Annotated in this window: 26 protein-coding genes; 12 read left to right on the forward strand and 14 right to left on the reverse strand. The window is 70.5% G+C overall.

Annotation, left to right across the window (positions count from 1 at the left end; genetic code table 11):
- Window positions 1–5: 5 nt before the first annotated feature.
- From ADL12_RS28955 to ADL12_RS28990, 8 genes are read right to left on the reverse strand one after another with little or no spacing between them, the layout of a single operon-like run.
- Window positions 6–2000 (reverse strand): NADH-quinone oxidoreductase subunit 5 family protein, encoded by a 1995-nt coding sequence (locus tag ADL12_RS28955; RefSeq protein ID WP_062706861.1) that lies wholly within the window; start codon window positions 1998–2000, stop codon window positions 6–8.
- On the reverse strand, window positions 1997–2386 hold the full coding sequence (nuoK, locus tag ADL12_RS28960; protein WP_062706862.1) for an NADH-quinone oxidoreductase subunit NuoK: 390 nt from the start codon (window positions 2384–2386) through the stop codon (window positions 1997–1999). The genes ADL12_RS28955 and nuoK overlap by 4 nt, the downstream gene beginning before the upstream one ends.
- Window positions 2386–3075, reverse strand: coding sequence for an NADH-quinone oxidoreductase subunit J family protein (locus tag ADL12_RS28965; RefSeq protein WP_062706864.1), 690 nt, complete (start codon window positions 3073–3075; stop codon window positions 2386–2388). The genes nuoK and ADL12_RS28965 overlap by 1 nt, the downstream gene beginning before the upstream one ends.
- Window positions 3072–3665: a NuoI/complex I 23 kDa subunit family protein gene (locus tag ADL12_RS28970; protein ID WP_062706866.1), complete on the reverse strand. Its 594-nt coding sequence runs from the start codon at window positions 3663–3665 to the stop codon at window positions 3072–3074. Before ADL12_RS28970 ends, ADL12_RS28965 begins: the two co-directional genes overlap by 4 nt.
- A 2-nt stretch (window positions 3666–3667) precedes the next feature.
- Window positions 3668–4636, reverse strand: coding sequence for a complex I subunit 1/NuoH family protein (locus tag ADL12_RS28975; RefSeq protein ID WP_062706868.1), 969 nt, complete (start codon window positions 4634–4636; stop codon window positions 3668–3670).
- Complete coding sequence (locus tag ADL12_RS28980; protein ID WP_063806750.1) at window positions 4633–6357, reverse strand: NADH-quinone oxidoreductase subunit C; 1725 nt, start codon at window positions 6355–6357, stop codon at window positions 4633–4635. Before ADL12_RS28980 ends, ADL12_RS28975 begins: the two co-directional genes overlap by 4 nt.
- Entirely contained in the window at window positions 6354–7001 is a 648-nt protein-coding gene (locus ADL12_RS28985) for an NADH-quinone oxidoreductase subunit B (RefSeq protein WP_062706870.1), read from the reverse strand. Before ADL12_RS28985 ends, ADL12_RS28980 begins: the two co-directional genes overlap by 4 nt.
- Window positions 6992–7414 (reverse strand): NADH-quinone oxidoreductase subunit A, encoded by a 423-nt coding sequence (locus ADL12_RS28990; protein ID WP_062707053.1) that lies wholly within the window; start codon window positions 7412–7414, stop codon window positions 6992–6994. The genes ADL12_RS28985 and ADL12_RS28990 overlap by 10 nt, the downstream gene beginning before the upstream one ends.
- Before the next feature lie 339 nt (window positions 7415–7753).
- Here ADL12_RS28990 and ADL12_RS28995 point away from each other — a divergent pair, with 339 nt between their 5' ends.
- From ADL12_RS28995 to ADL12_RS29015, 5 genes are all read left to right on the forward strand, one after another.
- The gene (locus ADL12_RS28995) at window positions 7754–8962 is read left to right on the forward strand and encodes a sensor histidine kinase (RefSeq protein WP_062706871.1); all 1209 of its coding nucleotides are present in this window, start codon (window positions 7754–7756) and stop codon (window positions 8960–8962) included.
- Window positions 8963–9088: 126 nt separating this feature from the next.
- A complete protein-coding gene (locus ADL12_RS29000) occupies window positions 9089–10453 on the forward strand; it encodes a sensor histidine kinase (protein WP_062706873.1) in 1365 nt (454 codons plus the stop codon).
- A gap of 286 nt (window positions 10454–10739) precedes the next feature.
- A complete protein-coding gene (locus tag ADL12_RS29005; protein ID WP_279617175.1) occupies window positions 10740–11438 on the forward strand; it encodes a LuxR C-terminal-related transcriptional regulator in 699 nt (232 codons plus the stop codon).
- A 254-nt stretch (window positions 11439–11692) separates the two neighbouring features.
- Entirely contained in the window at window positions 11693–13621 is a 1929-nt protein-coding gene (locus ADL12_RS29010; RefSeq protein ID WP_062706875.1) for a 2-oxoacid:acceptor oxidoreductase subunit alpha, read from the forward strand.
- On the forward strand, window positions 13614–14693 hold the full coding sequence (locus ADL12_RS29015; RefSeq protein ID WP_062706876.1) for a 2-oxoacid:ferredoxin oxidoreductase subunit beta: 1080 nt from the start codon (window positions 13614–13616) through the stop codon (window positions 14691–14693). Before ADL12_RS29010 ends, ADL12_RS29015 begins: the two co-directional genes overlap by 8 nt.
- Window positions 14694–14796: 103 nt before the next feature.
- Here ADL12_RS29015 and ADL12_RS29020 read toward each other — a convergent pair whose 3' ends face one another.
- The 3 genes from ADL12_RS29020 to ADL12_RS29030 form a co-directional block, all read right to left on the reverse strand.
- On the reverse strand, window positions 14797–15285 hold the full coding sequence (locus tag ADL12_RS29020; protein WP_244188097.1) for a DUF6082 family protein: 489 nt from the start codon (window positions 15283–15285) through the stop codon (window positions 14797–14799).
- A gap of 246 nt (window positions 15286–15531) precedes the next feature.
- Window positions 15532–15792, reverse strand: coding sequence for a hypothetical protein (locus ADL12_RS29025; RefSeq protein ID WP_062707054.1), 261 nt, complete (start codon window positions 15790–15792; stop codon window positions 15532–15534).
- Between the two features lie 136 nt (window positions 15793–15928).
- Window positions 15929–16354: a winged helix-turn-helix transcriptional regulator gene (locus ADL12_RS29030; protein WP_062706878.1), complete on the reverse strand. Its 426-nt coding sequence runs from the start codon at window positions 16352–16354 to the stop codon at window positions 15929–15931.
- Window positions 16355–16444: 90 nt separating this feature from the next.
- Here ADL12_RS29030 and ADL12_RS29035 point away from each other — a divergent pair, with 90 nt between their 5' ends.
- The 4 genes from ADL12_RS29035 (at window position 16445) to ADL12_RS29050 (ending at window position 20081) form a co-directional block, all read left to right on the forward strand.
- Window positions 16445–17299 carry an SDR family oxidoreductase gene (locus ADL12_RS29035; protein ID WP_062706879.1) on the forward strand — a complete coding sequence of 285 codons (855 nt, stop codon included), beginning with the start codon at window positions 16445–16447 and terminating at the stop codon, window positions 17297–17299.
- A 142-nt stretch (window positions 17300–17441) separates the two neighbouring features.
- Window positions 17442–18395, forward strand: coding sequence for an EamA family transporter RarD (rarD, locus tag ADL12_RS29040; protein ID WP_062706881.1), 954 nt, complete (start codon window positions 17442–17444; stop codon window positions 18393–18395).
- An 88-nt stretch (window positions 18396–18483) separates the two neighbouring features.
- On the forward strand, window positions 18484–18960 hold the full coding sequence (locus ADL12_RS29045; RefSeq protein ID WP_062706883.1) for a VOC family protein: 477 nt from the start codon (window positions 18484–18486) through the stop codon (window positions 18958–18960).
- 170 nt (window positions 18961–19130) lie between these two features.
- Window positions 19131–20081: a M28 family metallopeptidase gene (locus ADL12_RS29050; protein WP_062706885.1), complete on the forward strand. Its 951-nt coding sequence runs from the start codon at window positions 19131–19133 to the stop codon at window positions 20079–20081.
- A gap of 49 nt (window positions 20082–20130) precedes the next feature.
- On the opposite strand, the gene ADL12_RS29055 is transcribed toward ADL12_RS29050, so the two are convergent.
- Window positions 20131–21492: a hypothetical protein gene (locus ADL12_RS29055; protein ID WP_107120054.1), complete on the reverse strand. Its 1362-nt coding sequence runs from the start codon at window positions 21490–21492 to the stop codon at window positions 20131–20133.
- A gap of 55 nt (window positions 21493–21547) precedes the next feature.
- Between ADL12_RS29055 and ADL12_RS29060 the strand changes: the two genes are divergently transcribed.
- From ADL12_RS29060 to ADL12_RS29070, 3 genes are read left to right on the forward strand one after another with little or no spacing between them, the layout of a single operon-like run.
- Window positions 21548–22069, forward strand: coding sequence for a DUF6668 family protein (locus ADL12_RS29060; protein ID WP_062706887.1), 522 nt, complete (start codon window positions 21548–21550; stop codon window positions 22067–22069).
- A gap of 34 nt (window positions 22070–22103) precedes the next feature.
- Window positions 22104–23405, forward strand: coding sequence for an amidase (locus ADL12_RS29065; protein ID WP_079052338.1), 1302 nt, complete (start codon window positions 22104–22106; stop codon window positions 23403–23405).
- A 45-nt stretch (window positions 23406–23450) separates the two neighbouring features.
- The gene (locus ADL12_RS29070; RefSeq protein ID WP_062707057.1) at window positions 23451–24038 is read left to right on the forward strand and encodes a flavodoxin family protein; all 588 of its coding nucleotides are present in this window, start codon (window positions 23451–23453) and stop codon (window positions 24036–24038) included.
- Window positions 24039–24054: 16 nt separating this feature from the next.
- On the opposite strand, the gene ADL12_RS29075 is transcribed toward ADL12_RS29070, so the two are convergent.
- Together ADL12_RS29075 and ADL12_RS29080 are read right to left on the reverse strand one after the other, a co-directional pair.
- Complete coding sequence (locus ADL12_RS29075) at window positions 24055–24951, reverse strand: ABC transporter permease (protein WP_062706889.1); 897 nt, start codon at window positions 24949–24951, stop codon at window positions 24055–24057.
- Window positions 24938–25912: an ABC transporter ATP-binding protein gene (locus ADL12_RS29080; protein WP_062706892.1), complete on the reverse strand. Its 975-nt coding sequence runs from the start codon at window positions 25910–25912 to the stop codon at window positions 24938–24940. The genes ADL12_RS29075 and ADL12_RS29080 overlap by 14 nt, the downstream gene beginning before the upstream one ends.
- Window positions 25913–25967 lie beyond the last annotated feature (55 nt).

A 25967-nucleotide genomic window follows, 5' to 3' on the forward strand; every position in this document is an offset into this window, starting at 1 on the left:
CCTGCTCACGCTCCCGTGGCGACGAGGACGGCGGCGACGGCCAGGACGACGGTGCCGGCCAGCAGCGCGCTCACATAGGTCTGCACATTGCCGGTCTGGGCGCGCCGTACGGCGATGCCGAGCCAGCGGGGTAGAGCGCCCGCCCCACGGACGTAAGTGTCGACGACCTCACGGTCGAGGAACCGGACGAGACTCGCGCCGGCCTGGACCGGGCGGACGAACAACGCCCGGTACACGGCGTCGAGGTGGAAGCCGAAGGCCGCAGAGCGGTGCAGCGGGCCGAGCAGCAGCCGGCCGGGGTCCGCCGGGTCGGGTGCGTAGGCCACTGTTCCGTACACGGGCGCGTGGCTGGCGATGGCCTCGGCCTCGACCTGGGCGGCGTCGCCCTCGGGGTGGGCCGCGACCGCACCCAGCGGGACGCGCGCCGCCACGGCCGTGGTGTGCCGCCAGGCCGCGTAGGTGACGATGCCGCCGACCAGGGCCACGCCTGTGCCGAGGACGGAGGTGGTGAGGGTCGGGGCGAGGTCGCGGCCGTCGAACCAGTCGGGGAGCACGCGGTAGGCGAGCGCGCCGACGGCGAGGGACGGGACGGCGAGCACCCACAGCACCACGGTCATCGTCAGCGGCTGCCTGCCGTGGTCGGGGGCCTCGGCGCCCCGGCCGCGGAAGGCCAGCAGCCACAGGCGCATCGCGTACGCCGCGGTGAGCAGGGCCGTGAGCAGGCCGGCGACGAGGACGATCCAGCCCACGGAGCCGGGGACGCGCTCGGCGTGGCCGGTGGCGACGTGCTCGGCGGCGCCGAGGACGGACTCCTTGGAGAAGAAGCCGCTGAACGGCGGGATCGCGGCGAGCGCGAGGAGCGCCACGGTCATCGTCCAGTAGGCGTCGGGGACGCGGTTGCGCACGTGGCTCATGCGGGACATGGCGGCCAGCGAGTTGGTGCCGGCGGCGTGGATGATCACGCCGGCCGCGAGGAACAGCAGCGCCTTGAAGGCGCCGTGCGAGAGGAGGTGGAAGACGGCGGCACCGCGGTCGGCGACGGCGAGGGCGCCGGTCATGTAGCCGAGCTGACCGATCGTCGAGTAGGCGAGGACGCGCTTGATGTCGTCCTGGGCGAGCGCGGCGAGGCCCGAGCCGATCATCGTGACGGCGGCCATCACGGCGAGGACGATCATCGCGGCCTGCGAGGCCTCGAAGACCGGGAGGAGACGGGCGATGAAGTAGACACCGGCGGCGACCATCGTCGCGGCGTGGATCAGCGCGGAGACGGGCGTCGGGCCTGCCATCGCGTCGGGGAGCCAGGTGTGCAGTGGGAACTGCGCCGACTTGCCCGCCACGCCCGCGAGGAGCAGCAGGGCGATCAGCGTCGGGTGGTCGAGTCCGCCGCTCGCGACGGTGCCGAGGATCTTCGTGAGGCGGAAGGACCCGGCGTCGGTGGCCAGCGCGAACAGGCCGATGAGGAAGGGGACGTCACCGAGCTTGGTCACCAGGAAGGCCTTGATGGAGGCGGCACGGGCCTCCGGGGTCTCCCAGTAGTGGCCGACCAGGAAGTACGAGCAGATGCCCATGATCTCCCAGCCGACCAGCAGCACCATCAGGTCGCCGGAGTAGACGACGAGCAGCATCGCGGAGGTGAACAGGGAGACGAGCGCGGCGTACGAGGGGTAGCGCGGGTCCTCGCGGAGGTAGCCGGTCGAGTAGATCTGCACGCACGTGGCGACGACGCCGACGAGTACGGCGACGAGGGCGGCGAAGCCGTCGATGTGCAGGGCGAGGTCGATCGGGACCGAGCCGGTGGGCGTGAGCTTGGTGGCGGCGTTGATCGCCTCGTCTCCGCCCTGGCGCACGGCGACCACCGCGGCGAGCACGAGGGAGGCGAGCGTCGGCAGGACCGCGAGCGGGCGGACGAAGCCGGGTGCCGTGCGGCCCAGGAGCAGGCCGGCTGCGGCGCCGAGGAACGGCAGAAGGGGGACGAGTACGGCGAGGGTGGTCGTGGTCACGCGGTGGCCTCAGCCTTCTCGGCCTGCCCGGCCGTGAGGGCGTCGTGGTCGGGGCCCTCGGTGTCGTGGCTCTCGGCGGTGTCGCGGAGCTTGTCGATGTCCGAGGTGCCGCGGTTTCGGTAGACGGCGAGGACGATCGCCAGGCCGATGCCGATCTCGGCGGCGGCGATGGTGATGGTGAACAGGGTCAGGGCCTGACCGGAGTGCAGGGTCTCCTCGGCGGCCTTGCTGAGCCAGACGTCGAAGGCGACCAGGTTGAGGTTGACGGCGTTGAGCATCAGCTCGACCGACATCAGGACCAGGATCGCGTTGCGGCGGGCGAGGACGCCGTACAGGCCGGTGCAGAAGAGGAGGGCGGACAGTACGGCGGGATAGGCGAGGTGCATCAGCGCGACTCCTTCTCGCTCGGGGCGCCGGGCTCGGTGGCGGCGGGAGCCGGGACGCCAGTCGCCGAGGGCGCGCCCGCCTCGGTGCGGTTGCCCGACCGGCAGCCGGTTCCGGGCCCGTCCGCGGCGGTTTCCTTTGCCTGGCGGGACAGGACGATCGCGCCGACCAGGGCGGCGAGGAGGAGGACGGAGAGGCCTTCGAAGGGGAGGACCCAGTTCTGGAAGAGGCTTTCGCCGGTGGCCTTGGTGGAGCCGGCGGCGGGGCCTTCGAGGTCGATCCAGGTCGTGCGGAAGGCGTCGACGACGACCCAGATGAGGGTGGCCGCGGCGGCGAGGGCCACGGTGAGGGCGGCCCAGCGGTTGCCGGAGTCGGCGTCCGGAGAGCGGCCGATGGGGGCCTTGGTGAGCATCAGCCCGAACAGGAGGAGGACGACGACGGAACCGACGTAGATGAGGACCTGCACCCAGGCGATGAACTCGGCGGTGAGCAGGAGGTACTCCACGGCGAGGCCGCCGAGCGTGGCCACCAGCCACAGGGCGGCGTGCACCAGTTGCCGGGTGGTGACGGTGACCAGCGCGGCGCCGAAGGTGACCAGGCCGACAAGGAGGAAGGCGATCTCGACGCCGGTCGGGGAGAGGAAGCCGTGCGTGTCGGCGGCCGTGGTCAGCGCGGCGGAGGTGGGGCTCACGACTCGCCCTCCTGCGGCTCGGTTGCCTCTTTCGGCTCGGCCTGGGCGGCTGCCAGCTTCTCGGCGGTCTTGCGGGCGGCGGCGATCTCCTTGGGTTCCTCCGCGCCGGGGTCGAGAGCGGGCGGGGCCGGGACGGTCCACATCCACTCGCGGAGCTTGTCGCGCTCATGGGTGAGGTCGCGGATGTCGGTCTCGGCGTACTCGAACTCCGGGGACCAGAACAGGGCGTCGAAAGGACAGACCTCGATGCAGATACCGCAGTACATGCACAGGGAGAAGTCGATGGCGAAGCGGTCGAGGACGTTGCGGCTGCGTTCGCGGCCGCCCGGGGTCGGCGCCGGGACCGTCTCCTTGTGGGAGTCGATGTAGATGCACCAGTCCGGGCACTCGCGGGCGCACAGCATGCAGACCGTGCAGTTCTCCTCGAACAGGCCGATCACGCCTCGGGTGCGGGGCGGGAGGTCGGGCTGGGTGTCCGGGTACTGCGCGGTGACGGACTTCTTCGTCATCGTGCGGAGGGTGACGGCCAGGCCCTTGGCCAGGCCACTGCCAGGAATGCGGGGCCGGGAGGGCGGAAGAGGCGCAGCCATGGTTACTGGATCACCACCTTGACGATGCCGGTGAGGGCGATCTGGGCGAGGGAGAGGGGGACGAGGAGGGTCCAGGAGAGCTTCTGGAGCTGGTCCTCGCGCAGGCGTGGATAGGTGACGCGGAGCCAGATCACGATGAAGGCGAGGGCGGCCGCCTTGAGCAGAGTCCAGACCCAGCCGAGGCCGTCGGCGCCCCAGGGGCCGTGCCAGCCGCCCAGGAAGAGGACGGTGGTCAGGCCGCACAGGACGACGATTCCGGCGTACTCGGCGAGGAGGAAGAGGGCGAAGCGCAGGCCGGTGTACTCGGTGTAGGCGCCGAAGATGATCTCCGAGTCGGCGACGGGCATGTCGAAGGGCGGGCGCTGCAGCTCGGCCAGTCCGGCGACGAAGAAGACGATCGCGCCGACGATCTGCCAGGGCAGCCACCACCACTCGAAGGCGTCGAGGATGCCGGGGAGCGAGACCGTACCGGCCGCCATCGCCACGGAGGCGGCGGCAAGCAGCATCGGGAGTTCGTAGGCGAGGAGCTGGGCGGCGGTGCGCAAGCCGCCGAGGAGGGAGAACTTGTTGGCGGAGGCCCAGCCGGCCATGAGCGAGCCGAGGACGCCCACGCCCATGACCGCCAGGACGAAGAAGATGCCCGCGTCGATGACCTCGCCGACCGCGCCTTCGCCCGGGCCGATGGGGATGGCGAGAAGGACGAGCAGGTACGGGAGGAGGGCCACTGCGGGGGCGAGCTGGAAGATACGGCGGTCCGCGCCCGTCGGGACGATGTCTTCCTTCTGCGCGAACTTCACGCCGTCGGCGACGAGCTGAGCCCAGCCGTGGAAGCCGCCGGCGTACATCGGGCCGAGGCGGCCCTGCATGTGGGCCATCACCTTGTGCTCGGTCTGACCGATGATCAGGGGGAAGGTGAGGAAGACGACGAAGACGATCAGGAGTCGCAGGCTGACGTCGAGCGCGTCGTTCACTGCGGGCCTCCTGTGGGGTCTGTGCGGTCTGTGCGGTCGTCGGTGGGGGCTTCGGAGCCGTCGGAGCGTTCGGAGCCTTGGGGGTCTTCGGGGGTGGCTGCGAGGTCGGACGGGCCGGGCTTGCGGGTGGGAGTGGCACCGGTGGCTTGCTGAGCCTCGGTGGCTTCTTCGCCGGGCTCTGACTGTTCCGGTGCCGACGCCGGCTGCGGCTCGGTCGCGGGGCGTGGCTCGCTGTCGGAGCGAGGCTCGGTCTCGGCTCCGGGCTGCCGCTCCGGGACCTCCGGTGCATCGCCCTCGGCGGAAGTGGCGGGCTTTGGCTTCGCCGCGGTCTCCGACGCCGACCGGGTCTCGGCCTCGGCCTCGGTCTCGGTCTCGGTCTCGGTCTCAGTCTCGGTCTGCGACTCAGGCTCGGCTCGTCGCCTGGGTTCCTGCTCGTCGAATGCCGGGCGGGCGTGGTGCCACGGGGCGTCCGGGCTGCGGGGGGCCGCGGGGGGCTTCGCGGTGGCCGATGAGGTCGAGGGCGTTGCGGCTTCGTCAGGCGCAGTGACCGACGCTGCGGCGGACGCCGCCGTCTCGGACGCCACCGCATCGGGCGCTGCCGCGTCGGACGCAGCCCGCTGACTCGCGGAGCCCTGCGAGGCGCTGCGCGATCGGCGGGGACCGGCGGGGGTGGTGCCCGTTTCCGGGCGCTGCGATGCCGAGCCTTCGCTCGCGCTGCGTGCACGTCGTGCCGGTGGGGTGCTGGTCGCGGTCGTCTCCTGCCCGTCCGCCGCTCCGCCAGTCGGCGTGTCGGCTCCCGTCGGAGACGCGCCCGTCTCGGGCGAGGGCTCAGCTCCAGCAGCAGCCTGGCCGGCCGACCCCTCCGCCGCCGTACGCGCGCGACGCGACGCACCGGCTGAAGGCGATCCAGCCGCCGCATCCGTCCCCTGCTGACTCGCCGAACCTTCCGCCGCCGTACGAGCGCGCCGCGCCGCACCCGCCGCCGGAACTCCACCAGTCGGTGCCTCGGGCGCCGTTGCTCCAGCCGCCGACGCCTCCCCCTGGCCCGCCGAGCCCTCCGCCGCCGTACGGGTACGCCGTACCGGCCGCTCCCCCGCTGCGCGTCCCGCGCCCCTGGCCGGGCGGGCCGGGGCAGGGGGGAGCTGGCCCTTCAGGGGGCCCCATTCGTTCGGGTCGGGGACGCCGGGGGGCAGCATCTGGCGGCGCTTCGGCACGCCGTGTGCCGCACCCGCCGCAGGCTCCCCGGGTTCCTTGGCGCCGGGCCAGGCCTTGGCAACGCGGGCCGCCAGGACGAAGTCCTTGCGGAGGGGGTGGCCCTCGAAGTTGTCCGGGAGGAGCAGGTGGTCCAGGGCAGGGTGGTCGGTGAACGCCACGCCGAACATTTCGTGTGTCTCGCGTTCGTGCCAGGCAGCGCCTGCATACACACCGACGGCGGTGGGCAGCGTCGGCGCGTCGTGCGGGACCGTCGTACGGACCAGCAGGCGTCGTACCGGAGACAGGGCGGCGACATGGGCCGCGACGCGGAAGCCGGTGCCCGGTTCGTCGACCGCGCTCAGCCAGTCGAAGTACGTGCAGCCCAGCTCGTCGCGGGCCGCCTCCAGCGCCGCGATCCAGGATGTCGGGGGCACGTCGACCGTCAGGACCTCGTACGACTCCTCGGCCGTTGCCTCGGGGCCGAACAGGTCCTCGACGGGGGCGGGCAGCCAGCCGATCGTCGTCATCGGTGGGCCTCCCCCGCGTCGGCACCACCAGTACCGCTACCACCGGCAGCCGGCTCACCCGGCGCCCTGACCAGCCCACTCTGGAGCGCCGCCGTGGACGGCCGTGCCGCCTCATCGCCGTACCGCTCCCCCAGCGACTCCCGCGCGATCTTCTCCTGGAGCTTCAGGATCCCCTGGAGCAGCGCCTCGGGGCGCGGCGGGCAGCCGGGGACGTACACGTCCACCGGGATGATCTGGTCGACACCCTTGGTGACGGAGTAGGAGTCCCAGTACGGGCCGCCGCAGTTGGAGCAGGCCCCGAAGGAGATGACGTACTTCGGCTCGGGCATCTGTTCGTACAGGCGCTTCACGGCCGGGGCCATCTTGTCCGTGACCGTGCCGGAGACAACCATCAGGTCGGCCTGGCGCGGGCCGGGCGCGAACGGGATCACGCCGAGGCGGATGAAGTCGTGGCGGGCCATCGACGCGGCGATGAACTCGATCGCGCAGCAGGCGAGGCCGAAGTTGAAGACCCAGAGCGAGTAGCGGCGGCCCCAGTTGAGGATCACCTTCATCGGCTCGGGAGCGAGGCGGGCCAGCGCGCCCAGCCGCTTCGGCTCCGGCAACAGAACCGGCTGCTCGTTGGTGTCTGGCGTCACGTCCATGCCAGAACGCCCTTCTTGTATGCGTAGAGCAGGCCCACGGCCAGGAAGCCGAGGAAGATGAACATCTCGACAAGCGTGGTCGCGCCGTAGCCCGGGTCGGCGAAGACCGTCGCCCAGGGGAACAGGAAGATCGAGTCGATGGCGAAGATCACGTACAGGAAGGCGTAGACGTAGTAGCGGACCTGGGTGTGGGCCCAGCCCTCGCCGACGGGGTCGACGCCGCACTCGTACGTCAGGAGCTTCTCGGGCGTCGGGACCACGGGGCGCAGCAGGCGGCCCGCCCCGAAGGCGACGGCGACGAACAGCACGCCGACGACGGCCAGCAGTCCGACGACCGAGTAGGACTGGAAGTAGTCCGCCGAGACGACGACGTCATACGTATCCGCCGCGACGACGACGGTCTGTTCCGACACGTCCGCCCCTCGCTCCCTGACCTCGTGACCGATGCCCAGGACCGGTCCCAGAACCAGCACCAGAACCGGAATCCGAACCAGTCCCTGGAACCAGTGTCCGCTGCTTGTGATTTCGTGAACACCGCTGTTCGACGATCTGTACGCACGGGAGTCTAGGCCCTGCTAAAGACACCGTAAGCAGCCAGTCACGCGTTGAGATCCGCTCGAGATGCGACAGCAGGGCACCCGGCCGGTCGCGCGGCCCGATGCCCTGCCGGGTCGCGGGGTGGGGATTTCCCCCGTAGGCGGGGGCGGCCCGCCTCATGGCGCGGCGGCGCACCGCGCGGCACGCTAGCCCATATGACCGAACGCCCCAGCTCTTCGCGGGACGCCTCCGGGCGGTCCGACAGCGAGCAGCCGCCGCTGCCGCCCGCCCGTTTCGCCTACGACCGGCACACCTGGAAGGAGCTCGCGCACCTCCTGGCGAACCTTCCGTTGTCGCTGCTCGGCTTCACCTACGTCGTGGTGGTGCTGTCCACGGGCGCCTTCCTGACCGTGACGGTGATCGGGTTCCCGTTGCTCGCGGCCGGGCTGATGGGCGCGCGGCAGTTGGGCAAGCTGGAGCGGGCACGCGCGCGTGCGTTGCTCGGGGTGCGGGTGGACGAGCCGAGCCCGATGCCGTTGCGCGGCGGCAAGGACGGCTTCTTCCCGCAGCTGTGGCTGGCGCTGAAGGACCCGGTCGGCTGGCGCACGATCCTGTACGACTTCATCCGGCTGCCCTGGGGCATCCTCACCTTCACCATCACGCTGACCTCGCTGTTCGTGCTGTGGCCGGTGCTGCCGTTCATCGCGCGGGGCCTGGCCAACGCGGACCGGGCGATGGTGCGTGGCCTGCTGTCGCCCTCCGACGAGCTGGAGCGCCGTATCGCCGAACTGGAGTCGGACCGGGGTGTCGTCGTCGACACGGCCGCCGCCGATCTGCGCCGTATCGAGCGTGACCTTCATGACGGCGCGCAGGCCCGCCTGGTCAACCTCGCCATGGGGCTGGGCCTGGCCAAGGAGAAGCTGCTGGAGGATCCCGACGCGGCGGCGACGATGGTCGAGGAGGCGCACGGCGAGGTGAAGCTCGCGCTGCAGGAGCTGCGGGACCTGGCACGGGGCATCCATCCGGCCGTACTGACGGACCGTGGCCTGGATGCCGCCCTGTCGGCGGTGGCCTCGCGCTGCACGGTGCCCGTGAAGGTGACTGTCGACCTGGTGTCCAGGCCGGTGGCGGCCATCGAGGGCATCGCCTACTTCACCGTCTCCGAGCTGCTGCAGAACATCAGCAAGCACAGCGGGGCGAAGTCGGCGTCGGTCGACGTGTGGCGGTCGGACGAACGGCTGCTCATCCAGGTGTGGGACAACGGCCGCGGGGGCGCAGGGCTCGACGGAGGTACGGGCATGCGTGGGCTCGCCGACCGGCTGGACGCCGTGGACGGTCTGTTCGTCATCGAGTCGCCGCAGGGCGGTCCGACGACCGTGACGGCGGAGCTGCCCTGGCGGGACCGCGACCCCGGGCAGGGGTAGGGAAAACCCCCCGTTCGAGACGCCGACGGCCTCCATGGTCCCTGGACCTGCGGTCGAGCAGGGTGGAGATACGACGGCACAGCCCCGGCGGCGGGGCTGACGGGACGAGGAGAACGGACGACGCCGATGGCCACGGAGTACGGACAGGGTTACGGGCACGGGCTCGGTTTCCCCGAGCGCGGCCTCCCCGAGCGCGGCGGCGAGCGACGGCACCGGATGCCGGCCGGGCTGCGGGCGCCGTTCGAGGCACGTAGCTGGCGCGAGTTCGGGTATGTGCTGCTGAGCCTGCCGATCAGCATCATGCTGTTCGTGTACGCCATCACGATGGTGTCGCTGGGCGCGGGCCTGCTGGTGACGTTCCTCGGCATCCCGGTGCTGGCGGCGGGCCTCGCCGGCTGCCGGGGCTTCGGGGCGCTGGAGCGGGCACGCGCGCGTGCACTGCTGGACCTGGAGGTGGCCGACCCGGAGCCGCTGCGGATGCGCCGGAGCGGCTTCATGGCGTGGATGGGCGCCGTGCTGAAGAGCGGGACCTCGTGGCGGAGCCTGCTGTACGCGGTGCTGCACTTCCCGTGGGCGGTGTTCTCCTTCGTCGTCGCCCTCAACGTCTGGGCGTACGGCTGGGCTCTGCTGACGTACCCGCTGTGGTTCTGGGTCTTCCCGGCGTACGTCGGTCAGGACGGCCTTCAGCTGTACGGCGACGAGACCCACCACATCTACCTCGACAACCCCTTCGAGATCACGGTCACCGCACTGGTGGGCCTGCTGTTCACGCTGGCCACGCCCTGGATCGTGCGGGCGCTGACGATGGTGGACCGGCTGCTGGTGCACGGCCTGCTCGGGCCGTCGCGGCTGGCCACGCGCGTGGTGGAGCTGGAGTCGGACCGTGGTGTCGTCGTCGATACGGCGGCTGCCGACCTGCGGCGCATCGAGCGCGATCTGCACGACGGCGCACAGGCCCGCCTGGTGGCACTGGCCATGGATCTGGGTCTCGCGAAGGAGAAGCTGACGGAGGATCCGCAGACCGCCGCGCGGATGGTGGAAGAGGCGCACGGCGAGGTGAAGACGGCGCTGCAGGAGCTGCGGGATCTGGCTCGGGGGATCCATCCGGCGGTCCTCACCGACCGCGGGCTGGATGCGGCCCTGTCGGCGGTGGCCTCGCGGTGCACGGTGCCGGTGGAGGTCCAGGTCGACCTCGAGGAGCGGCCGGTGCCGGCGATCGAGGGGATCGCGTACTTCACGGTGTCGGAGCTGCTGCAGAACATCAGCAAGCACGCGCGGGCCACGTGGGCGGCGGTGGATGTGTGGCGGGTGGAGAACCGGCTGATGCTGCAGGTCGTGGACAACGGGGTGGGGGGTGCCGCCGTCTCCGAAGGGTCGGGGCTGGCGGGGCTGGCCGAGCGGTTGGACGCGGTGGACGGGATTTTGGTGGTGGACTCGCCGGTCGGGGGGCCCACACAGGTTACGGCTGAGCTTCCCTGGCGGACCGTGTAGTTCGAGTGTGCCGTTCGGTAGTTCGAGTGTGCCGTTCGGCCCACTGAGGTGGGGATCCGGCTCCGGTTGGTTCGGGGCCGGACTTCCGTTTTGTTCGCAAGCACTCCCTGAGCAATCCTTGAGCACTCCTTGAGTACTTCATGTGCATGCGCCCCGGAGTCGCCCCCTTCGCACCCCGCGCGATCCGAACTGCGGCGGGCAGGTTATCCACAGGCCCGGTACGGAAGGGCCGATCGCGGGATACTGAGGTCGCGTGGGACGACAGGGCCGGGGCACGCTCGGCCGAATGCCGAGGCGCGGGGGGCCGAGGATCGTGGAGGACAGGGTGCGGGTGGTCATCGCCGAGGACTCGGTGCTGCTCAGGGAGGGGCTGACCCGGCTGTTGACCGACCGTGGGCACGAGGTCGTGGCGGGGGTGGGCGACGGCGAGGCGCTGATCAAGACCATCACGGAGCTGGACGGACAGGGCGAGCTGCCGGACGTCGTGGTCGCGGACGTGCGCATGCCACCCACGCACACCGACGAGGGGGTGCGAGCGGCCGTACAGCTGCGCAAGGCACACCCGGGACTCGGGGTACTCGTGCTGTCGCAGTACGTGGAGGAGCGGTACGCCACGGAGCTGCTGGCCGGTTCCAGCCGTGGAGTCGGCTATCTGCTCAAGGACCGGGTGGCGGAGGTTCGGGAGTTCGTGGACGCGGTCGTGCGGGTGGCCCAAGGGGGGACCGCGCTCGATCCGGAGGTCGTCGCCCAGCTGCTGGGCCGCAGCCGTAAGCAGGACGTGCTCGCGGGGCTCACGCCACGCGAGCGGGAGGTCCTAGGCCTCATGGCCGAAGGGCGGACCAACTCGGCGATCGCCCGGCAGCTGGTGGTGAGCGACGGAGCGGTCGAGAAGCACGTCAGCAACATCTTTCTGAAGCTCGGACTCTCCCAGAGCGACGGGGACCACCGGCGTGTTCTGGCGGTCCTCACCTACCTGAACTCCTAACAATCTGACACTGTGTCAGAAAACCGGGATCCGCCGAGTCCGAGACCTAGAACCAAGGAACGAGCGGGGAGCGTCTTCAAAGAAGCGCCGGGGGGCGTGTAAATCATGACAAGTCAGGGTGGCAAACCGTCTCAAATCCATGTCCGTCATGCGAATGGCCCGGGGAGGGCGACCTTTGCGGACGTAGGGTTGATCCTGGGAAGGCTTGCGGGAAGGCCATGCCCAGACACCCGTCTTGAGGGAGGTCCAGTTCAGTGACCAGCCAGGTCAGTAGCCCAGCGGAGCAGGCCGACGAAGCCGTCGTGGGAGAGCAGCGCAAACCGGCAGGGACAAAGGACGTCCGCCGGCTGGACCGGGTGATCATTCGTTTCGCGGGGGACTCGGGCGACGGTATGCAGCTCACCGGCGACCGTTTCACCTCGGAAACGGCGTCCTTCGGCAACGACCTGTCGACACTGCCGAACTTCCCGGCGGAGATCCGCGCCCCCGCAGGCACCCTGCCGGGCGTGTCCTCCTTCCAGCTGCACTTCGCCGACCACGACATCCTGACCCCGGGCGACGCACCGAACGTGCTGGTCGCGATGAACCCGGCGGCCCTGAAGGCCAACATCGGCGATCTGCCGCGCGGCGCGGAGATCATCGTCAACACGGACGAGTTCACCAAACGGGCGATGCAGAAGGTGGGCTACGAGGCCTCACCGCTGGAGGACGGGTCGCTGGACGGCTACAGCGTCCATCCGGTGCCGCTGACCACGCTGACGGTGGAGGCGCTGAAGGAGTTCGACCTCACCCGCAAGGAGGCCGAGCGCAGCAAGAACATGTTCGCGCTGGGCCTGCTGTCATGGATGTACCACCGGCCGACCGAGGGCACCGAGAAGTTCCTGACCTCGAAGTTCGCCAAGAAGCCCGCCATCGCGGCCGCCAACATCGCCGCCTTCCGCGCGGGCTGGAACTTCGGTGAGACGACCGAGGACTTCGCTGTCTCCTACGAGATCGCCCCGGCCACCACGGCCTTCCCGGTCGGCACCTACCGGAACATCTCCGGGAACCTCGCCCTGTCCTACGGGCTGATCGCCGCGTCCCGCCAGGCGGACCTGCCGCTGTTCCTGGGCTCGTATCCGATCACCCCGGCCTCGGACATCCTGCACGAGCTGAGCAAACACAAGAACTTCGGCGTACGGACGTTCCAGGCCGAGGACGAGATCGCCGGCATCGGTGCGGCGCTGGGGGCGGCCTTCGGCGGCTCGCTGGGGGTGACCACGACCTCCGGTCCCGGTGTGGCCCTGAAGTCCGAGACCATCGGGCTGGCCGTGTCGCTGGAGCTGCCGCTGCTGGTGATCGACATCCAGCGCGGCGGGCCCTCGACCGGTCTGCCGACCAAGACCGAGCAGGCGGACCTGCTCCAGGCGATGTTCGGCCGCAACGGCGAGGCCCCGGTGCCGATCGTCGCGCCGTGCACGCCGGCCGACTGCTTCGACGCGGCCCTGGAGGCGGCGCGGATCGCGCTGACGTACCGCACTCCGGTGATGCTGCTGTCGGACGGCTATCTGGCCAACGGCTCGGAGCCCTGGCGGATCCCGGAGCTGGACGAGCTGCCGGATCTGACCGTGCAGTTCGCGCAGGGGCCGAACCACACCCTTCAGGACGGCAGCGAGGTCTTCTGGCCGTACAAGCGCGACCCGCACACCCTCGCCCGGCCGTGGGCGATCCCGGGCACGCCGGGCCTGGAGCACCGGATCGGCGGCATCGAGAAGGAGGACGGCACAGGCAACATCTCGTACTCCCCGGCCAACCACGACTTCATGGTCCGCACCCGCCAGGCCAAGATCGACGGCATCCAGGTGCCGGACCTGGAGGTCGACGACCCGCACGAGGCGAAGACGCTGGTGCTGGGCTGGGGATCGACGTACGGCCCGATCACGGCCGCGGTACGCCGCCTGCGCAAGGCCGGCGAGTCGATCGCGCAGGCACATCTGCGCCACCTGAACCCGTTCCCACGCAACCTGGGCGTGGTACTCGGACGCTACGAGAAGGTGGTGATCCCCGAGATGAACCTCGGCCAGCTCGCCACCCTGGTCCGGGCGAAATACCTGGTGGATGCCCACTCGTACAACCAGGTCAACGGCATGCCGTTCAAGGCGGAACAGCTCGCCAAGGCTCTCAAGGAGGCCATCGATGCCTGAGACGTCCGCGGAAGGCACGGGCACGATCGAGGCGCTCTCGCTCGTCCCCAAGGCCGAGGCCCGCCAGTCCATGAAGGACTTCAAGTCCGATCAGGAAGTGCGCTGGTGCCCCGGCTGCGGTGACTACGCGATCCTCGCCGCGGTCCAGGGCTTCATGCCGGAGCTGGGCCTGGCCAAGGAGAACATCGTCTTCGTCTCGGGCATCGGCTGCTCGTCCCGCTTCCCGTACTACATGAACACGTACGGCATGCACTCCATCCACGGCCGCGCCCCCGCGATCGCGACGGGCCTGGCCTCGTCGCGGCGGGATCTGTCGGTGTGGGTGGTCACGGGCGACGGTGACGCGCTGTCGATCGGCGGCAACCACCTGATCCACGCCCTGCGGCGCAACGTCAACCTCAAGATCCTGCTGTTCAACAACCGGATCTACGGCCTGACGAAGGGCCAGTACTCGCCGACCTCCGAGGTCGGCAAGATCACCAAGTCGACGCCGATGGGCTCGCTGGACGCGCCCTTCAACCCGGTGTCGCTGGCGATCGGCGCGGAGGCGTCCTTCGTGGCGCGCACGGTGGACTCCGACCGCAAGCACCTCACCCAGGTCCTGCGCGAGGCGGCCGCCCACAAGGGGACGGCGCTGATCGAGATCTACCAGAACTGCAACATCTTCAACGACGGCGCCTTCGAGGTCCTCAAGGACAAGCAGCAGGCCGAGGAGGCGGTGATCCGCCTCGAACACGGGCAGCCGATCCGCTTCGGGACCGACGGCGCGCGGGGCGTCGTACGGGACGCGCAGACCGGTGACCTGAAGGTCGTCACCGTGACGCCGGAGAACGAGTCGCAGATCCTGGTCCACGACGCCCGCTCCGCGTCCCCGACCACGGCCTTCGCCCTGTCCCGCCTGGCCGACCCGGACACCCTGCACCACACACCGATCGGCGTGTTCCGCTCGGCGGAGCGCCCGGTGTACGACACCCAGATGTCCGAGCAACTGGACACGGCGATCGAGCAGAACGGCAAGGGGGACCTGGCGGCGCTGCTGGCGGGTGGGGACACCTGGACGGTCGTCGGCTGACGGCCGCCGAGAGACGACGAGGCCTGGGTGCCGTGGGGCGCCCAGGCCCTCTGCGTTGCGGTCTCCGGGCCTCCTCGTACGGCGCCTCCTCCTACGGCGCCTGTCAGTCCGAGGGGGCCTCGGGCTCCAAGCCCACGACCCACCACTCCTCCAGGTCGTCCAGCCGCTCGTCCATGACCGCGTCGACCGCCCGGCCCGTCCGGGCCTCCAGCGACTCCTCGGGAAGCAGTCGCCGGTGCTCAGCAGTCCGCTGCCAGTACTCCGCGAAGACAGAATTCCGGCTCAATATCTTCAGGTCCCCAAGGAGTTCACCTCGGTCAATTACGCCGACGCGATAGGCGAGCAGAATCAGGGCGTACTGGCGATTGGCGAAAATCATCTGACGTCGCCTGCTCTCGGATATCCCACCCAAAGTGCTCAACGTGTCGGCAAGCAGCGGATCGTCGAGCGATCGGTCCAGCTGCTCCGCGAAAAGGCGCTGTACCTGAATGACGTTCGCCCGGTGCATCTCTTTTGCAATGCTTGCCAGTCCATCGGAGACGGCGTCGAGTACGCGGAGAAAATCCCCGAGGTGCTCTTCCTGGTTCGACATCGCCACGCCTTGACCTCCCACGTCCGGCGGCCGTGCATGTGCCGAGCGCTCGGACCGACGCACGGCGGGCGAAGGCGCCCGGCACCAGCGTGCCCACCCGAACGAACGGACGCAGAGGCGGACAGGGGGCGCACGGATGGATGCCCTGCTCCGGCCCGTCCGCCCCCTCCCGGAGCTGTCCGGTCATCGAGCATGAGAGCCCAGGGGCGAAACTCCTGGCCCCTGAGGCAAGGGCTCCGGATTCACTCACGCGTCCGGAATGTCCTTCTTGGCATGGATCAGGGTGTCCCGACTGATCACGACGATGCGCTCGTACTCGGCCCTGGCCGCATCGGGAGGAAGGTGAGGATCGAGGGCTGCGGTGGCCTCAGTGCCGATGACAGCGAAGCTCCCGTCACTGAGCTCGAAGATGTCCGGGCAGGTTTCACTACTTCGACTTTTTCGCATTTTCGGGACGGTTCCGAGACGGCGAAGGATCACGCCGTCATCGAAAAGATTACTAGACATAGGCAGCCTCTCTTGAGAGCCGACCGTCGGGATGTCGGTCAACCTACAAGGTAAATATGCACAGACTGCCGGGGATTCACTGACTCAGCGTAATCATGTCCGCATGTCGACACGCCCTAGTAGTACCTAGCGGCGATCACGCCGTTGACTCGGCGACGGCACGCTTCCGCGCGTCGTACGCCTCGCGCGCATCCTGCACCTGCCCCATCCGCTCCTGGGTCCACAGCGCCAGCCCGCGCACCTGTTCCGCCGCCTCACGACCCAGGTCGGTCAGGGAGTAGTCGACCCTCGGCGGGATCACCGGCTTCGCGTCGCGGTGGACCAGGCCGTCGCGCTCCAGGGTCTGGAGGGTCTGGGCCAGCATCTTCTCGCTGACCCGGCCGATCGCCCGGCGCAGTTCACTGAAGCGGTAGGGGCGTTCCAGGAGTTCCAGCAGGACGAGGAAGCCCCAGCGGCTGGTGAGGTGATCCACGACCAGACGGTGCGGGCACATCTCCTCGCCGAGGTCGTACTTGATGGTCGTCGCGCCTGATGCGCCGCCTGCCACGTCACTTACTGCCATGTCAGTACCTTACTTCAAAGTGTGTACTTTCGTAGAGTTAGCGCATCTCCTAGGGTTAGTGCCAACGCACCCCACAAGGAGTCACACATCATGAGCATCGTCGTCACCGGAGCCACCGGACACCTGGGCCGCCACGTCGTGGAGCAGCTGCTGGAGAAGGTTCCGGCCGACCAGGTCACCGCCGTCGTCCGCACCCCCGAGAAGGCCGCCGACCTCGCCGAGCGCGGCGTGAAGATCGCCGTCGCCGACTACAACGCCCCCGAGACCTTCGACGGACTGTTCGCGGCCGGCGACAAGGTGCTGCTCATATCCGGCAGCGAGCTCGACAAGAGCCGCGTCGGCCAGCACCAGGTCGTCATCAACTCGGCCAAGGCCGCCGGTGTCGCCCTGCTCGCCTACACCAGCGCCCCCGGCAGCCTGACGGCCGCCCTCGCCGACGACCACCGCGGCACGGAGAAGGCGCTCCTGGAGTCCGGCCTGCCGTACACGCTGCTGCGCAACGGCTGGTACCACGAGAACTACACCGAGAACCTCGCCCCGGTCCTGCAGTACAACGCGGTCACCCACGCCGCCGGCGAGGGCCGCGTCTCCTCCGCCTCCCGCGCCGACTACGCGGCCGCTGCCGTCGCCGTACTGACCGGCGAGGGGCACGAGAACAAGACGTACGAGCTGGGCGGCGACGTCGCCTGGAGCTTCGCCGAGTACGCCGCCGAGCTGAGCCGGCAGACCGGCAAGGAGATCGCCAACAACCCCGTCTCCGTCGAGGCCTTCACCGGCATCCTGGTCGGCGCCGGCCTGCCGGAACCCGTGGCCGCGATCATCGCCGGCGTGGACGCCTCCCTCGAGAAGGGCGAGCTGGTCGTCGACAGCGGGGACCTGTCCCGCCTGGCCGGCCGTCCGACCACTCCGATCGCCGAGGCGATCGGAGCCGCACTCAAGGGCTGAACTCCCCCCAGTACCCCTTGAGCGCCCCACCCCCGCCTGTCATGACCGTATAGCGATACGGGCATGACAGGCGGGGGTGTTCGGCGTTACCTTCGTGCGAGCCGTCGTGAGGGCGCGGCCGGATGGGTGTGGAGGAGGGGCCGTGACCGGGAATTCGGGCGGCGAGCGGCACACAGGAGTCCTGAACGGCTTCGCGGCCTATGGGATGTGGGGGCTCGTTCCCCTCTTCTGGCCCCTGCTGAAGCCCGCCGGTGCGATCGAGATCCTCGCCCATCGGATGACCTGGTCCCTCGTCTTCGTGGCGATCGCGCTGGTCGTCGTACGGCGCTGGGCCTGGGCGGGTGAGCTGATACGGCAGCCACGGCGGCTGGCGCTCATCGCCCTGGCCGCCGGCGTGATCACCGTCAACTGGGGCCTGTACATCTGGTCCGTGAACACGGGCCATGTCGTCGAGGCCTCGCTCGGGTACTTCATCAATCCGCTCGTCACCATCGCGATCGGCGTGCTGCTGCTGAAGGAGCGGCTGCGGCCGGCGCAGTGGGCGGCGGTCGGGGTCGGCTTCGCGGCCGTGGTCGTGCTGACCGTCGGGTACGGGCGGCCCCCGTGGATCTCTCTCGTCCTCGCCTTCTCCTTCGCCACGTACGGACTGGTGAAGAAGAAGGTCAATCTCGGCGGGATCGAGTCGCTGGCCGCGGAGACCGCGATCCAGTTCCTGCCCGCCCTGGGGTATCTGGCGTGGCTGACGGCGCGTGGGGAGTCGACGTTCACGTCGGAGGGACCCGGGCATGCGGCGCTGCTCGCGGCCACCGGCATCGTCACCGCCCTGCCGCTCGTCTGCTTCGGCGCGGCCGCGATACGGGTGCCGCTGTCGACGCTGGGGCTGCTGCAGTACCTGGCGCCGGTCTTCCAGTTCCTGCTCGGCATCCTGTACTTCCATGAGGCGATGCCGGCCGAGCGGTGGGCCGGGTTCGCGCTGGTGTGGCTGGCGTTGACGTTGCTCACGGCGGACGCGTGGCGCTCCGCGCGGCGGAGCAGGATGGCCGAGCTCGGCGAGGCTCGGGTCGAGAAGCCGAGGTCCGCCGCAGTGGACGCCTGATCCGGGGGCTGCCCCCCGGACGGGCTGATATGTGCCAACCGGCGTTTCCCCGTTGCGACTCCTCTCCCCACCCCATATGAGTGGTCGCATGACTCAGGCACCCGGCACCACACCAACCCCCCTCCACTGGAAGCTCGTCATCGACTGCGCCAATCCCCAGTCCCAGGCCGACTTCTGGGCCGCCGCGCTGCACTACGAGGTCGAGGACAACAACGCCCTCATCGAGCGGCTCCTGGAGCTCGGGGCGCTGCCGCGGGAGGCCGTCGTCGAGTTTCACGCCCGCCTCGCCTTCCGGGACCTGGTGGCCGTACGGCATCCGGACGACCCGTACGACCGGGACAGCGGTACCGGGTTGGGGCGTCGGCTGCTGTTCCAGCGCGTGCCGGAGGCGAAGACCGTCAAGAACCGGCTCCATCTCGATCTGCACGCGCCGACCGGGGAGCGCGAGGCCGAGGTCGAGCGGCTGGAGGGGCTGGGGGCGAGTGTGCTGCGGCACGTGAAGGAGCCGGGCGGGGAGTGGGTGTTGATGGCGGATCCGGAGGGGAACGAGTTCTGCGTGCAGTGAGGGACGCAGGGGAACGCAGAGGAACGCAGCGTTTTCCCTATCCGAACTTCCAGTCCGAATAGCACTCTTGACGGAGAGTCAGGCTCACCCTCACCATCCAGGCACCCCATTCACTGTGGATCCCCTGTGGTCACCCCACGGGGGTCCCCCTGGAATTCGGAGCCCCCCACATGAAGCTCCCCGTCTCCTGGCGCACGTCGGCGGCCGCCGCAGTCGCGACCGCCACACTCCTGACCGGCGGATCCATAGCCGACGCGGCACCCAAGGCGGACGTCGAGGCCGCCGCCGCACCCGACATACCCGTGGCGAACGTCAAGGCCCACCTCACCCAGCTCCAGTCCATCGCCACCGCCAACGGCGGCAACCGCGCCCACGGCCGCCCCGGCTACAAGGCTTCGCTCGACTACGTGAAGGCCAAGCTGGACGCCGCCGGATACACCACGGCCATCCAGCAGTTCACGTCCTCCGGCCGTACCGGCTACAACCTCATCGCCGACTGGCCCGGCGGCGACACCAACCAGGTCGTCATGGTCGGCTCGCACCTCGACAGCGTCTCCTCCGGCCCCGGCATCAACGACAACGGCTCCGGCTCGGCCGCGATCCTGGAGACCGCGCTCGCCGTGTCGCGGGCCGGCTACCAGCCCACCAAGCATCTGCGGTTCGCCTGGTGGGGCGCGGAGGAGCTGGGGATCGTCGGGTCGAGGTACTACGTCAACAACCTGTCCTCCGCCAACCGCGCGAAGATCAGCGGCTATCTGAACTTCGACATGATCGGCTCGCCGAACCCCGGCTACTTCGTCTACGACGACGACCCCGCCATCGAGAAGACCTTCAAGGACTACTACGCCGGCCTCGGCGTCGCGACCGAGATCGAGACCGAGGGCGACGGCCGCTCCGACCACGCGCCGTTCAAGAGCGCGGGCGTCCCGGTGGGCGGCCTGTTCACGGGGGCGAGCCGTACGAAGACCGCGGCGCAGGCGGCCAAGTGGGGCGGTACGTCGGGGCAGTCCTTCGACCGCTGCTACCACTCGTCCTGCGACACCACGTCCAACATCAACGACACCGCCCTCGACCGGAACAGCGACGCCGTCGCGCACGCGGTGTGGGAGCTCTCGGAGTGACCCGCTGATCCACCGCCCCGCTCATCCACTGAGCTACTGAGCTAGTGGCTCAGCTCCTGGGCGGTTCGGCCGACTTGGCGGCTCGGGCGGCGAGGCGGTCCATGCGGGCGCGGGCCGACTCCAGCTCCTCGATGTCCTCGGCGGCCGGACCGCCCTCGGCCGTGAGCTCGGTCCACAGGCCGAGCAGATCCCGGCCCAGGTCGAGACCCTGCGCCGGGTCCCGTACGGCCCGCCAGGCCGTGGCCGCGCCCAGGAGGCTGCTGTAGGCCGCCTCCGCGTCGCGGGTGTGGTGGTGGGTCCGGGCCACGTCGAGGGAGAGCCCGAAGGCGTGCACCGGGTCGCCCGCCAAGTAGGCGACGTACGCGGCCAGTTCGCGCATCCGGAGCACCTCGGGGTGCACCGGCCCCAGCACCGCGGACGCCTCCGCCAAGGTCCGCTCCGCAAGCTCCGCCGCCTCCGCCGTCCGCCCCGCCGTCACGGCCTCGTTGATCCGCGCCAACGGTTGCGCGAAGGGCGAGGCGTCGGCGGTGGTGTCGGTCGCCCCGTCACCGAGGACGGCTTCGGCCACGGCATCGAAGCCACGGGGTGGGATGGGCTTGGGGTCGGGGTCCGGGACGCGGGCTTGCTCGGGCTCGGGTTCGTCGGTTTTCGGTACGACGGTGGGCGGCCGGCCGGTTTGCGGTGCGTCGGCCGGCAGCGGCCTCGCGTCCATCTGCGGCGGCGGGCCGAACTCCCCCAGCGGCGGCGCGACCGTGCCGGGCACGGCGTCCTGCACCGGCTCGGGCAGCGCGCGCAACCGGAACGTGGGCGAGGCGTCCTGCCCCGCGCTCGGCAGGGGGCGTAGGACATGCGTGGGTTTGTCCCGCTGCGGTGTCCCACCCGGGGCGAGTGGCGCGGGCGGCTCCGCAGACAGCCGTACGGGCTCGGCGGTGAAGCGGCTGGAGCCGTCCGCGTCCACCCGCAGCGGGACGACGTAACCGATGCGCTCGTCGTGGATCGTGGCGTGCACGGCGTGGCCGGCAGCGAGGGCGATGCGCTGGAGGCGGGTCAGGACGACGTGCTGGATCTCCTCCCCGGGGGCCGCGGTGACGGGAACTCCGCCGATCGACGCCCCGCCGGCACCCGGACCGTGGGCGGGGACGCGCACGTCGATCGGCGTGGCCGCGGGGGCCGCCGAGGCCGCGGCGCGTTTCTGTTCCCGCTTCTTCGCGCGGCTCAGTAGAGACATCGCTTCCCTGCCGTCAAGGTCCGGCCGTACCGGCCGGACACGTACTTCGGACACGTCCTGCACGTCGTATACGTCATACACGTCGTACACGTCGTACACGTACTGTCGAGTCTCTCCGGCCGCGCGCGGCGCGGACGTCACCGCGGCGTCACAGACTCGTTCCAGGAGCTTGTGCCACGTCACAGCGTTCTCATGCCTGACGCGAAGATCGGTGGCGTGACGAGGGAGGAGTGCGGGCATGCGGACTGACATGCACGTGCAGCAGGGGCGGCCGCAACCGGGGCCGGAGATCTGGATCCGCGGGCCTGTGCCCCTGCCGGAAGAACCGCCGCCCGCCCCTTCCGCAGCCGCGCCCCGGCGCTTCTCCTGGGTCGGCACCCACGGTGGGGCGGGTGTCTCCACGCTCGCCTCGGTCTACGGCGGCCACGACTGCGGGCGCAACTGGCCCGGTCCCGCCGGTCCGCAGTCGGTGCTGCTCGTCGCCCGTACGCATGCGGCCGGGCTGACCGGCGCCCTGAACGCCCTTGAGGTCTTCCGCCGCGGGGAGGCTCCGCACGGGCTCGATCTCGATGCGGTCGTCCTGGTCGCGGACGCGCCGGGGCGGCTTCCGCGGCCGCTCGCCGAGCGCGTCAAGGTGATCGAATCGGTCATCGACGTGTACCGGGTGCCGTGGGTGCCCGCGTGGCGGCTCGGCGACCTGAGCGGACCGCCGCCTCGGGAGGCGGAGGCGTTGGCGCGGCTGACGGGGCGCACGCGCTGAGGGTGGCGCCGAAGCCGGGCGGGAGAATCACCCCATGGCAGTCGCCCCAGCACCAGCCGCCCTGTCCGCCGTGGAGATCGCCTCAGCCGTACGCTCGCGAACCCTCCGTGCCGTCGATGCCGTCGCGTCGGCGCTCGAACGGATCGAGCGGGCCGATCCCGTCCTCTGCGCCTTCATCGAGGTGTGGGGCGAAGAGGCGCTTCGACGGGCCCGCGAGGTGGACGCACGAGTCGGCGCGGGTGAGCGGCTGCCGTTGGCCGGCGTGCCGATCGGGGTCAAGGGCCGGCATGGGCTGCGTGCGGCCGACCCGCTGCTCGCGGCGGGCTGTGTGGCAGTGGGGGCGACGTCCGTTCCCGGGCCCGGAACTGCCTGGCAGACCTGGGGACTTGGCCGGTACGGCCGTACGGTCAACCCCTGGCGGCACGACCGTACGCCGGGCGGCTCCTCCGCCGGTTCCGCGGCGGCGGTCGCGGCGGGGCTGGTCCCGCTCGCGACTGGGAGCGACGGGGCCGGGTCGGTGCGGATTCCAGCGGCGTGGTGCGGGGTTGTCGGGTTGAAGGCCGGCAACGGGCGGCCGCCGTCGACCGACCGCACGGGGCTCATGGCACCGGGGGTGCTGGCACGGTCCGCGGAGGATGTGGCGGCGTACTGGGCGGTCGTCTCGGGGGCGGAACGGGAAGCGGTGACCGTGGCGGGGACGGCGACGGCGACGGGGGGCGGGGCGGATACGGACGGGATGGATACGGACGGGACGGATCCGGACGGTCCACCCGGCGAGTACGACGCCCCGACCGCCGAATGGTCCCCCGACCTCGGCTTCGACTCCCCCGACCCGGACGTCGTCGCCGTCGCCCACGCCGCGGCCGTACGGCTCGCCGAAGCCGGTGCGCTACGGCTCGTGCGCCCACGGGCTCCGCTCCGCCTCGACGACCCGGCCCCCGCATGGCTCGCCCTGCGAACCCCGGGCGCCGACCCCGCGCCGGCCCACCGCATCCGGGCCGCGAACGACAGACGCCTGTCCGCCTTCTTCTCCGGCGCCCGGCTCCTGCTGACGCCGACCGCCCCGACCTCGCCGCACGGCCACGAAGGGCCCGGCGAGCGGTACTCCACCGCGCTCACCTGGGCGTTCAACCTGAGCGGCCATCCGGCGATCAGCATCCCGGCGGGGTTCGGGCCCGACGGGTGTCCGGTCGGACTGCAGGTGGTGGCGGCGCACGGGCGGGAGGAACTGCTGCTGGATGTGGCCCGGGCGGCCGAGGTGCACGACGGAGGCGGCGGCCCCGGTGACCCCGGTGGCCCCGGTAGCCTCTGGACAGGTACTTGCGTACGCATATAATGCACGTGCGAGTAATTGCCGTACGCCGACCATCTGGGGGATCTCATGACCCGCCGCTTCCTGTTCGTCCTGGGCAGTAGCCGCAGCGAGGGCAACACCGAGCTGCTGGCCCGCGCGGCCGCCGAGCAGTTGCCCAAGAGCGTCGAGCAGCAGTGGATCAGTCTCGCCGAGCACCCGCTGCCGGACTTCGTGGACCTGCGGCGCGACAGCGACCATGTGCGCCCTCCCGTGGGAAGCACTCCCGCGCTGCTGCTCGACGCCACTCTCGCCGCCACCGACATCGTGATCGCCTCGCCGTTGTACTGGTACTCGGTGTCCGGTCTCACCAAGCGCTACCTGGACTACTGGTCGGGCTGGCTGCGCACCCCCGGCATCGACTTCAAGGCGACGCTTGCCGGGCGCACCCTCTGGGGCGTCACCGCGCTCGCGCACCAGGAGACCGAGGTGGCCGACCCGCTCGTCGGCACGCTCAACAACTCGGCCGCGTACATGGGGATGCGCTTCGGCGGCGTCCTGGCCGGCAACGGCAGCAGGCGTGGCGACGTACTGAACGACGCGGAGGCGCTGGCGCGCGCCAAGACGTTCTTCGCGCAGGAGGCGCCGCTCGCCCGTTTCCCCTACGAGGCCGGCTGAGCGTCGCCGGCGCCCCTCAGGCCGTGATGTCCTTCGCCATGAACCGCGCCCACGCCGCCGAGCCGAACGCCCCCGCGTACAGGGCCTGGATGCCGAGGTTCTTGACCAGCTCGTCCCAGTAGACGGGGTCGCGCATGAGGTCGGCGAAGGACAGCCAGTAGTGGGAGAAGAAGTACGGCTGGATCGCGTGCAGTTGGGGGATCTGGTCGAGGATCTGGACGGTGATCAGCAGGCCGACGGTCGTGGCCATCGCCGCGATGCCGCTGTTGGTCAGCGTCGAGACGAACAGGCCGAGGGCCGCGACGCCTATGAGTGACGCGGCGACGACCAGGGCGATCAGCAGGGCGCGGAGCAGGCCCTCGGCGAAGCTGATCCGTGTGCCGGAGATGGTCGTCAGGTCGCCGAGCGGGAAGAGCAACGCCCCGACCGTGAGTGCCGAGACGGCGACCACGAGGGTGGCCACCAGGCAGAACGCCATCGTGGTCGCGTACTTGGTGAGGAGCAGGCGCGAGCGGCCGGCGGGGGCGACGAGGAGATAGCGCAGGGTGCCGGCGTTGGCCTCGCCCGCTATCGCGTCGCCCGCGATGACGCCGATCGCCATCGGCAGGAAGAACGGGAGCGTCGCGGCCAGTGCGGTGAAGACCAGGAACAGGCCGTTGTTGGTGATCTGCGAGATGAACGCCGGGCCGCCGCCACCCCCGCCGGGGCCGCCCGCCCCGTCGCTCGTCTCGATCTTCACGGCGATCCCGACCAGGATCGGCACGGCGGCCAGGACGGCGAGCAGGGCGAGCGTGCGCCAGCGCCGGAAGGTGGTGAGCAGTTCGCTGCGGAGGAGGCCGAAGGTCCACAGCGGACTGGTCTTTCGGGCGCCTTCGGTCGCGCCCGTCCGTCGGACGACTTCAGCCTGCGACATCGAACCCCTCCCCCGTGAGTGCCACGAATGCGTCTTCCAGCGAGGCCCGTTCGACGCCGAAGCCACGGACCCGGACTCCCGCCCTCACCAGCGCGGCGTTGACGTCGGCGAGATCACGCTCCGGAGGTTCGGCGGTCACCCGGTCGTCGGTGATGACGACGTCACCGGCGCCCTGCTCCTTCAGCACCCGGGCCGCGTCCCCGGTGTCGGGCGTGGTCACGACGAGCCGGCCGCGCGTCCCGGCCGCCAGCTCCGCCACCGCGCCCTGGGTGATCAGTCGGCCCTGCGCCATCACCGCCGCGTGCGTGCAGACCTGCTCGATCTCGTCGAGGAGGTGAGAGGAGAGGAAGACGGTCGTGCCTTCGGCCGCCAACTCCCTTATCAGGGAACGTATTTCGCGCATCCCCTGTGGGTCGAGGCCGTTGGTCGGCTCGTCGAGGACGAGGAGCCTGCGCGGCTGGAGCAGAGCAGCCGCGAGCCCGAGCCGCTGCTTCATGCCGAGCGAGTACGCCCTCGCCTTCTTTCCCGCGGCGGCCGTCAGGCCCACCCGGTCCAGCGCGGCCGCGACGCGGGTGCGCCGGGTGCGCGGATCGGCGGTCGGGTCGGCGGCGTCGTAGCGGAGGAGGTTGTCGCGGCCGGAGAGGAAGCCGTACAGGGCGGGCCCCTCGATGAGCGCGCCGACCTGCGGCAGTACGGCGCGCGCGGCCCGGGGCATGGGCTGTCCGAGCACGCGCGCGGTACCGGAGGTGGGGTCGATGAGGCCCATCAGCATGCGGATGGTGGTGGTCTTGCCGGAGCCGTTCGGGCCGAGGAACCCGAAGACGCTGCCCTCCGGGACGGTCAGGTCGAGACCGTCCACGGCGAGCTGCCCGCCGCGGTAGCGCTTGGTGAGCGCGCGGGTGGCGATCACCGCACCGACGCTGTCGTGCTCGTCGGCCTCCGCGGCAGGCAGTTCCTCCATGGGCCCCTCAGGCTCCTCGCCTCGTGATACGCCTACGTGCGCCTACGTGCGCGTA

The organism is Streptomyces regalis (assembly GCF_001509475.1).
GTDB lineage: Bacteria > Actinomycetota > Actinomycetes > Streptomycetales > Streptomycetaceae > Streptomyces > Streptomyces regalis.